Annotated in this window: 7 protein-coding genes; 2 read left to right on the top strand and 5 right to left on the bottom strand. The window is 63.0% G+C overall.

The genetic code is table 11. The annotated features are described in order from the left end of the window. Nucleotides 1-60 precede the first annotated feature (60 nt). The gene (locus ACE04F_RS26520; RefSeq protein ID WP_486105978.1) at nt 61-801 is read right to left on the bottom strand and encodes an SDR family oxidoreductase; all 741 of its coding nucleotides are present in this window, start codon (nt 799-801) and stop codon (nt 61-63) included. A gap of 119 nt (nt 802-920) precedes the next feature. Here ACE04F_RS26520 and ACE04F_RS26515 point away from each other — a divergent pair, with 119 nt between their 5' ends. Together ACE04F_RS26515 and mgrA are read left to right on the top strand one after the other, a co-directional pair. Next, complete coding sequence (locus ACE04F_RS26515; protein WP_486105980.1) at nt 921-1,811, top strand: LysR family transcriptional regulator; 891 nt, start codon at nt 921-923, stop codon at nt 1,809-1,811. Nucleotides 1,812-1,918: 107 nt separating this feature from the next. After that, a complete protein-coding gene (mgrA, locus tag ACE04F_RS26510; RefSeq protein WP_486105982.1) occupies nt 1,919-2,956 on the top strand; it encodes an L-glyceraldehyde 3-phosphate reductase in 1,038 nt (345 codons plus the stop codon). A 186-nt stretch (nt 2,957-3,142) separates the two neighbouring features. Here mgrA and tauD read toward each other — a convergent pair whose 3' ends face one another. From tauD to tauA, 4 genes are read right to left on the bottom strand one after another with little or no spacing between them, the layout of a single operon-like run. Further along, on the bottom strand, nt 3,143-3,985 hold the full coding sequence (tauD, locus tag ACE04F_RS26505; RefSeq protein WP_486105984.1) for a taurine dioxygenase: 843 nt from the start codon (nt 3,983-3,985) through the stop codon (nt 3,143-3,145). Nucleotides 3,986-4,032: 47 nt separating this feature from the next. Beyond that, complete coding sequence (tauC, locus tag ACE04F_RS26500; RefSeq protein ID WP_486105986.1) at nt 4,033-4,872, bottom strand: taurine ABC transporter permease TauC; 840 nt, start codon at nt 4,870-4,872, stop codon at nt 4,033-4,035. After that, a complete protein-coding gene (tauB, locus tag ACE04F_RS26495; protein ID WP_486105988.1) occupies nt 4,869-5,663 on the bottom strand; it encodes a taurine ABC transporter ATP-binding subunit in 795 nt (264 codons plus the stop codon). Before tauB ends, tauC begins: the two co-directional genes overlap by 4 nt. Before the next feature lie 21 nt (nt 5,664-5,684). Then, a complete protein-coding gene (tauA, locus tag ACE04F_RS26490) occupies nt 5,685-6,662 on the bottom strand; it encodes a taurine ABC transporter substrate-binding protein (RefSeq protein WP_486105990.1) in 978 nt (325 codons plus the stop codon). Nucleotides 6,663-6,834 lie beyond the last annotated feature (172 nt).

The raw sequence follows: 6,834 nt of genomic DNA, 5'->3' as shown, positions 1-6,834 counted from the left end.
ATACCCTGTGGGAGCGAGCCTGCTCGCGAAGGCGGTTTGGAGGGTGCCGCAGAGCACGCCTCAGACCAGCCCTCCGTTAGCCCGCAGAATCTGGCCGTTCACCCAACCAGCGGTCGGGCTTACCAGGAATGACACGATGCTGGCGATGTCTTCCGGCTGGCCGAGGCGCTCCAGCGGCGGCATCTTCGCATAGTGCTGGACCTGCTCTTCGCTTTTGCCGTGCATGAACAGTTCGGTGGCGACCGGCCCCGGAGCCACGGCATTGACGGTGATCTGGCGACCGCGCAGTTCCTTGGCAAACACCTGTGTCAGGGATTCCACCGCGGCCTTGCTGGCGATATACACCGAGTACCCCGGCAGGTTCATGCCCACGGTACTGCTGGAAAAATTCACGATGCGGCCGCCATCGCTCAGCCGGGTCGCGGCCTCGCGCAGGGTGTTGAAGGTGCCACGGGTGTTGATGGCGAACGTGCGGTCGAACAACTCGTCGCTGTGCTGCGCCAACGGCATGACCTGGAGGATGCCGGCGTTGTTGATCAATACATCGACCTTGCCCAGTTGCGCTTCGACTTCATCGAACATCCGGCTGACGTCGGCGGCCACCGACACGTCGGCCTTCACCGCTATGGCCGGGTGCCCGGCCTGACGCAACTGCACCGCCAGCTGCGAGGCCTCGGTGGCGCTGCTGGCGAAGTTGATGGCGATGGCGAAACCATCGCTCGCCAGTTGCCTGGCTATCTGCGCGCCGATCCCACGGGAGGCACCGGTGACGATGGCGACTTTGGCGTTCTGAGCAGTCATGGCAAGGATCTCCTTGAGATTCGTAATGGGTTGAGGCGAGATTCACATGTTTACGCGCGGCGATAAATGCAGGAGAGTTGCCTTGACTGTTCAAAATTCCTCAACAATCAGGGCTTCAGATGGACCAAGTCAAGGCGATGAAGGTGTTTGTCCGTATCTACGAGCGCAGCAGCTTCACCCTGGCTGCCGAAGACCTGAACATGCCCCGCGCCACGCTGACCCATACGCTCAATCAATTCGAAGCCTGGCTGGGTGTCCGTCTGCTGGAACGCAGCACACGCAGGGTGCGCCCGACCCTCGATGGCGAGGCCTATTACCCGCGTTGCGTGCAATTGTTGGCGGAACTCGAAGAAGCCGAGCTGGCGTTTCGCGGGGTGGCACCCAAGGGCAAGTTGAGGGTGGATCTGCATGGAACTCAGGCGCGGTATTTCGTGATCCCGGCGTTGCCGCAATTCATGGCCCGTTACCCGGATATCGAACTGTTCATCAGTGAAGCGGACCGTTTCGTCGACCTGATCGCCGAGGGCGTCGATTGCGTCGTGCGCTCCGGTACGTTGGCGGATTCGTCATTGATTGGCCGGCGTGTCGCCAATCTTCGCCAGATCACCTGTGCCAGCCCCGCTTACCTGCGCCAATACGGTGAACCGAAAAGCCTGGCGGATCTCAAGCAGCACAAGGCGGTGAACTACGTCTCGCGCACCACCGCCAAGCTTTATCCATTCGAATTCATGGTCGACGGCGAGCTCAAGGAGGTTCCGATCGGGGGCGCGTTGTCGGTGTCCGGGGCGGAAATCTACGCGGCATCGGCGATCGCCGGCATGGGCCTGATCCAATGCCCGTATTACCGAATGGAGGAGCCGATCCGCCAAGGCCTGATCCGCGAAGTGCTCGCCGCGACACCGCCACCGTCGATGCCGGTATCGGTGGTTTATCCACACAACCGACACATGTCACCGCGGGTACGGGTGTTCGTGGATTGGGTGGCGGAGGTTTTTGCGCAGGCGCGTTAGGGCTCGGGGAGGCGCTCCTACCCTCAATTTGCGAACTTTCGACCTGACCGGTGCGTCTGTGAAATGTTAGCTTCTGCCACCCGCCGTCCGAACAGAGAGCTTTTTCGATGACCTATACCGCTGCGCAAAACCGCTACGAAACCATCCCTTACCGCCGCGTCGGGCGCAGCGGGCTGGTACTGCCGGCCTTGTCACTCGGCTTGTGGCACAACTTCGGCGACAGCACGCCGATCGACACTCAGCGAGCCTTGTTGCGCACGGCATTCGACCTAGGCATCAATCATTTTGACCTGGCGAATAACTACGGCCCGCCCTACGGCAGCGCCGAAATCAATTTCGGCCGGTTGCTGCGTGAAGATTTCCAGCAATACCGCGACGAACTGATCATCTCCAGCAAGGCCGGCTGGGACATGTGGCCAGGCCCTTATGGCCAGGGCGGCGGTTCGCGCAAATACGTGCTGGCCAGCCTTGACCAGAGCCTTCAGCGCCTCGGTCTGGACTACGTGGACATCTTTTACTCGCACCGCTTCGATGCGGACACGCCACTGGAAGAAACCGCCAGCGCCCTGGCCACCGCCGTGCAGCAGGGCAAGGCCCTGTACATCGGCATTTCTTCATATTCGGGCGTGAAGACCCGGGAAATGTCGGCGCTGCTTCAGGAATGGAAAGTGCCGCTGTTGATCCATCAGCCGGCCTACAACCTGCTCAACCGTTGGGTCGAGAAGGACTTGCTGGAGGCCACCGAGGAACTGGGCACTGGCGTGATCGCCTTCACGCCGCTGGCCCAGGGTCTGCTGACCGACAAATACCTCAAGGGCATTCCCGCCGATGCGCGGGTCAATCGCCCAGGCGGCGGTTCGTTGCAGGCCTCGCATCTGTCGGAGGAAAACATCGCCCACGTACGCGCCCTCAACGAGATCGCCCAGCGGCGCGGCCAGAGCCTGGCGCAAATGGCCCTGGCCTGGACATTGCGCGATCCACGGGTCACCTCGGCCCTGATCGGCGCCAGTCGGCCCGAGCAGATCGTCGAGAACGTCGGCGCGCTGCAGAATCTCGAGTTCAGCGCCGGAGAGTTGGCCGAGATCGACCGGTTTGCCCAGGAAGGCGGGATCAACCTGTGGGAGAAACCTTCGACGGCTGAGTAATTCCAGCCGGTTTATCAGGTTGAACGCAGGACCCGTGGCGAGGGAGCTTGCTCCCGCTGGGTCGCGAAGCGGCCCCCAGTTCATCTTGCTTGCGCATGATGAACTGATCCGAGATTTTGGGACTGCTACGCAGCCGAGCGGGAGCAAGCTCCCTCGCCACGGGGATATGGGGCGTTTGGGGAGCACTCACCGGAAAAACGGCACATCTCCCAACACTGTCGCCCGATGCATCACCCGCCGGTTGGGGCGGTAGTCGTCCACGGCGAAATGCTGGGTCACGCGGTTGTCCCAGAAGGCCACGTCGTTGGCCTGCCAGCGCCAGCGAACGGTGAACTCCGGACGCGTCGCATGGGCAAACAGCAATTTCAGGATCGCCTCGCTTTCGGTTTCCGACAGCTCATTGATGCGCGTAGTGAAGCCTTCGTTGACGAACAGCGCGCGGCGGCCGCTCACCGGATGAGTGCGAATCACCGGATGCGAAAGCGGTGGATTCTTGCGCCGTGCTTCTTCCCAACGTAGCCGGTCCTCCGCCGTGTTGCCAAAGCGCTCGAGCGGAAACGAACGGGTAAAGTCGTGGGTCGCCGTCAGGCCCGCCAACAGGCTTTTCAACGGTGCCGACAAGGCTTCGTAGGCCGCGATGCCGCTGGCCCACAACGTATCGCCGCCGAATACCGGCAGCAGCTTGGCGCTGAGTACCGCGCCCATGGCCGGGGTCGGCAGGAAGGTCACGTCGGTGTGCCACACCGCGTTGTCGCGCACATCGGTGACGGCCGTGTCGAGCACCAGCACTTCGGGCTGCTCCGGCACGTTGGGGTAGATCGGGTGGATGTGCAGGTCGCCAAAGTACGCGGCGAAACGGGCCTGTTGCGCGGGTTCGATCGGCTGGTCGCGGAAGAACAGCAGCTGATATTCGAGCAATGCCTGCTCGATGGTGTCACGGTCTTCCGGGGCCAGTGGCTGGCTGATATCGATCCCGCTGATCTGCGCGCCAAGGGCAACGCTCAGGGGGGTAACGGTCGGGCGGCTCATCGTCATTCTCTCGGATCGGCGCCGAATGTCGGCGTGGTCATCAGGGTTCAGTGGGCCTGGCCGTGCCACGGCACCAGTTTGCGTTGCAGGGCGCGCAGGCCCATTTCCATGGCGAAGGCGATCAGCGCAATCACCAGGATCCCCAGCACCACCACATCGGTGACCAGGAACTGCGCCGCCGATTGCACCATGAACCCCAGGCCGCTGGTGGCCGCGATCAGTTCGGCGGCGACCAGCGTCGACCAGCCCACGCCCAGGCCGATGCGGATACCGGTGAGGATGTCGGGCAGGGCGCTGGGTACGATCACATGGCGAATCAATTGCGTCCGCGTGGCCCCCAGCGATTGGGCAGCCCGCAGTTTGGCCGGGTCGACGGTGCGCACGCCGGTTGCAGTGGCGATGGCGATCGGGGCGAAAATCGCCAGGTAGATCAGCAGGACTTTCGACAGCTCACCGATGCCGCACCAGATCACGATCAGCGGCAGGTAAGCCAGGGGTGGAATCGGCCGGTAGAACTCGATCAGCGGATCGAGCACGCCACGGGCAATACGGTTGGCACCGATGGCGATACCCACCGGCACTGCCGTCAACACCGCGAACAGCAGGCCCAGGCCAATCCGCCCGAGGCTTGCGCCGAGGTGCTGCCAGAGCGTGGAATCCATGTAGCCGCTGGTAGCCAGCAGCCAGCCTTTCTGCAGCACGGCGGAGGGCGGCGGCAGGAAGAGCGGTTCGATCAGGCCGCTGGCGGTAACGGCCCACCAGAGCAACAGCAGCACCACCAGCGTCAGGCCGCTGATCCATCGCGTGCTCAGGGTACGGCGCGCGAGGACTGGGGGGCGGGAGGCCACGGCGTCGTTGGTCACGGCTGGAATTTCATAGCTGCTCATGCGCGCTCCTGTTGCCGAGTGGCGCTGCGTTGGGAGAACACTTTCGCCAGCACATGCTCGCGGGTTTCGATCAAGCGCGGGTCGGACTTGATCGACCGCGCCGATTCCCCCGCGCCATAGCGACGCCCGAAATCCAGGCTCAGGCGCTCGACGATTTGCCCCGGATCGGGGGCCAGCAGGATCAGGTCGGTGGCGAGGAATACCGCTTCCTCGATGTCATGGGTGATCAGGAACACCGGTTTGGCAGTGCGCTGCCAGACCTGTAGCAGCAGTTCCTGCATCTGTTCACGGGTGAACGCGTCCAGGGCGCCGAAGGGCTCGTCCATCAGCAGTATCCGCGGATCGGCCGCCAACGCGCGGGCCAACCCGACGCGTTGTTTCTGGCCACCGGACAGTTGCCAGACACGGCGCTTTTCGAAACCGGCCAGGTCCACCAGGGCGAGCATCTCCCGCGCACGCGCTTCGCGTTTGTCCCGGGCTACCCCCGCCAGTTCCAGACCGAACCCGACGTTCGCCAGCACGTCTTGCCAAGGCAACAGCGCATCGTCCTGGAACACTACGCCGCGCTCGGCACCCGGGCCTTTGACCGGAATGCCGTCCAGGGTGATCTGGCCGGTGCTGGGCTCGACGAACCCGGCGATCAGGTTCAGCAGCGAAGTCTTGCCACTGCCGGAGGGACCGAGGGCAACCAGCAACTGCTGCGGGCTCAAGGTCAACGAAATATCCGCCAGTACCGGTTTTGTTGCGCCGGGGTACTGTGCGCTGATGCGCTCCAGCTGTAGCAAGGCCATCTCGACGTCTCCTGTTTTTGATCAGCGGGTGATGTATTTGGCGCTGACGTATGGCGCGTAGTCCGGCAGCACGGCTTCAACCTTGCCTTGCTCTTTGAGGAACGCGGCGGTGTTGGTGATCGCCTGGGTGGTTGGGGCACCGAGGCTGACCACCTGGTCGGCGGCCAACGGGAAGACATTGCCTTGCAACAGCAATGGAATGTCGCTGGCCTTGGCGCCGGAGAGTTTCACCAGCTTGTCGATGTTCGAGGCGTCGGCCAGCCAGGCTTGCGGGTCCTTGCGGTACTGGGCGTAGGCGTCCAGGGTGACCTTGGCGAAAGCCGTGACGATCTCGGGATGCTTCTGGGCGAAGTCCTTGCGCACGATCCAGGCGTCGAAGGTTGGCGCGCCGAACTGGGCCAATTCAGCGGAGGTGATCAGCACCTTGCCGTTTTCCTTGGCCACGCCCAAGGCCGGGTCCCAGACGTAGGTGGCGTCGATGTCGCCGCGCTTCCAGGCGGCGATGATGGCTGGAGGCGCGAGGTTGAGCACGGTGACTTTCGACGGGTCGATGTTCCAGTGTTTCAGCGCGGCGAGCAGGCTGTAATGACCGGTGGAAACAAACGGCACGGCGATTTTCTTGCCGATCAGGTCCTGCGGCGTGTTGATGCCGGAGCCATCACGGGCGACCAAGGCTTCGGCGGCGCCGATCTGGGTGGCGATGAGGAAGGTTTCCACCGGAACCTTGCGGGTGATGGCGGCGGTCAGCGGGCTGGAACCCAGGTAACCGATCTGCACATCGCCCGAAGCAATGGCGGCGATGATATCGGCGCCGTTGTCGAATTTTCGCCAGTTGATCTTGGCTTGGGTGGCTTTTTCATAAGCGCCGTCGGCCTGGGCGACTTTGGCCGGGTCGACGGTGGTCTGATAGGCCACGGTCAGGTCGGCCGCCTGTGCGAAAAGGCTCGCCGCGGCCAGGGAGGCGGCCGCGAGAAGGCGAAGGGGGAAACGCAAAGACATGGAGAAGCTCCTCAACAGGCCGCCGGAGAGTCGGCGTTGGAGGAGACTAAATGATCTAAGAATGAGTAAATAAATAACTTTTTCGAATTAGCTTATCTGCGAACACATCTATCCAGGATGGCTGATAACCCCCGTGGGGGGGGGGGGGGGGGGGGGGGGGGGGGGGGGGGGG

The organism is Pseudomonas sp. AGC41 (assembly GCF_057334555.1).
The sequence above is the reverse complement of the archived record's forward strand: the minus strand, read 5'-3'. Positions and strand labels throughout refer to the sequence as shown.

Excerpts from the sequence above, each read along its gene's own strand:
- ACE04F_RS26515 (WP_486105980.1), top strand. The coding sequence starts at position 921 with ATGGACCAAGTCAAGGCGATGAAGGTGTTTGTCCGTATCTACGAGCGC.
- tauA (WP_486105990.1), bottom strand. The coding sequence starts at position 6,662 with ATGTCTTTGCGTTTCCCCCTTCGCCTTCTCGCGGCCGCCTCCCTGGCC.
- tauC (WP_486105986.1), bottom strand. The coding sequence starts at position 4,872 with ATGAGCAGCTATGAAATTCCAGCCGTGACCAACGACGCCGTGGCCTCC.
- tauD (WP_486105984.1), bottom strand. The coding sequence starts at position 3,985 with ATGAGCCGCCCGACCGTTACCCCCCTGAGCGTTGCCCTTGGCGCGCAG.
- ACE04F_RS26520 (WP_486105978.1), bottom strand. The coding sequence starts at position 801 with ATGACTGCTCAGAACGCCAAAGTCGCCATCGTCACCGGTGCCTCCCGT.
- tauB (WP_486105988.1), bottom strand. The coding sequence starts at position 5,663 with ATGGCCTTGCTACAGCTGGAGCGCATCAGCGCACAGTACCCCGGCGCA.
- mgrA (WP_486105982.1), top strand. The coding sequence starts at position 1,919 with ATGACCTATACCGCTGCGCAAAACCGCTACGAAACCATCCCTTACCGC.